Source organism: Micromonospora sp. M51 (genome assembly GCF_018070305.1).
GTDB classification, from domain to species: Bacteria; Actinomycetota; Actinomycetes; order Mycobacteriales; family Micromonosporaceae; genus Micromonospora; species Micromonospora parva.
In genome coordinates this window covers 1-944 of sequence record NZ_JAGPXZ010001278.1, presented here as the reverse complement: position 1 = coordinate 944, position 944 = coordinate 1, and the positions used below count along the sequence as shown (strand labels likewise).

The 944-nt window shown below is 74.5% G+C and carries 1 protein-coding gene; it reads left to right on the top strand.

Translation table 11 applies throughout. The features are described 5' to 3' along the window. The coding region (locus KBX53_RS34270) for a S8 family serine peptidase (RefSeq protein WP_210863957.1) at window positions 1-944 on the top strand (944 nt) is incomplete at both ends.

The following is a 944-nucleotide window of genomic DNA, read 5'->3' as shown; positions in this document are numbered from 1 at the left end:
CCGCGAAGCTGGCGACGAACTCGCTGCTCGCCGGCGCGAAGAAGGTCTGGCTCGACCGCAGGGTCCGCGCCACCGCGCTGACCGGCGGCAAGCGCGCCGACCTCGACCGCAACCTGGAGCAGATCGCCGCGTCCGACGCCTGGCGGGCTGGCTACACCGGCAAGGGGAGCACCGTCGCGGTGCTCGACACCGGCGCCGACTTCACCCACCCGGACCTGGTCGGCCGGGTCGCCGACCGGGCCGACTTCACCGCCGAGGGCGGTGACGCCGTCGACCACAACGGCCACGGTACGCACGTCGCCGCCACCATCGCCGGCACCGGCGCGGCCGCACAGGGGCAGCGTCGCGGCGTGGCGCCGGACGCCAGGCTGATGATCGGCAAGGTCCTCGACGACCACGGCTCCGGTGAGGACTCCGGCATCATCGCCGGCATGGAGTGGGCCGCCGCCCGGGCCGACGTCATCAACATGAGCCTCGGCGGCAGCGACGCGGACGACGGCAACGACCCGCTCTCGCTCGCCGTCGACGGTCTGAGCAAGTCCACCGGCGTCCTCTTCGTGATCGCCGCCGGCAACAGCGGCGGCGCGATCTCCTCGCCCGGCTCCGCCGCCAGCGCGCTGACCGTCGGCGCCGTCGACCGCAACGACAAGCTCGCCGACTTCTCCAGCCGCGGACCGCTGGTCGACAGCCACGTGGCGAAGCCGGAACTGGTAGCGCCCGGTGTCGACATCGTCGCCGCCCGGGCCGCCGGCACCAACCTGCAGGATCCGATCGACGAGCACTACGAGGCGATCAGCGGCACCTCGATGGCCAGCCCGCACGTGGCGGGCGCCGCCGCGCTCCTCGTCCAGCGGCACCCCGACTGGACCGGCGAGCAGATCAAGGCCGCGCTCGGCGGCGCCGCCGACCCGCGGACCGGTGTCGACGCGTCCGCCGTCGGGGCC